The sequence below is a fragment of the Pseudoalteromonas phenolica genome, from assembly GCF_005886345.1.
GTDB lineage: Bacteria > Pseudomonadota > Gammaproteobacteria > Enterobacterales > Alteromonadaceae > Pseudoalteromonas > Pseudoalteromonas phenolica_A.
On the sequence record NZ_PNEC01000110.1, the window covers coordinates 1 to 576 of the forward strand.

Consider the following 576-nt stretch of genomic DNA (forward strand, 5'->3'; position numbering starts at 1 on the left):
TGTCAACGCATAACAAGCAATTAAACAGGGATAAAAAACTTGCGGGCTATTCGCTTCGCTCAATTTTAGCCCACAATTTTTTACCCGTTAATCGGGCGTTATGTTTTCTGGAAACTGAGCATGAAACTTTTGATTTCTCTGATTTTCATAGAAGTTGTGCTAATGGCAAAAGCTTTTGCATTACCTTTATGTCAGGAATATTTTAAACAAATTCCTCACGTAGAAAATGTTGACGTTGGCACTAACGACAATGAATTGCTATCAGTTTACGGCTTTAGTCTTGAAGAATCTCAATTTAAATCTATTAAGAAACTAAAAGAAACCTTGAGTAATTCCCGAAATATAAAGACAAAATTTGGTGACATTAATGAGCTTTCTGTTGTTTGTACCAGTGAAAACTCTGTTGGTTTTAACATTAAAGGAAAGCTAGGCGAATTGTCAGCTTTCTATTTGTTTAAAAAAGGAAGCTACTATGCAGGTCCTCTTTTATATACTGAAAGTGGGGTCGTAGTTATTAAATCAGATAGCTTCTGAGCGCTAAGAAAACATAACAAATTAATTAAACTATGGACGCAA

At 34.2% G+C, this 576-nt stretch carries 1 protein-coding gene; it reads left to right on the top strand.

What is annotated here, in order from left to right:
- Positions 1-120 precede the first annotated feature (120 nt).
- Positions 121-534: a hypothetical protein gene (locus CWB72_RS20255; protein ID WP_138635226.1), complete on the top strand. Its 414-nt coding sequence runs from the start codon at positions 121-123 to the stop codon at positions 532-534.
- Positions 535-576 lie beyond the last annotated feature (42 nt).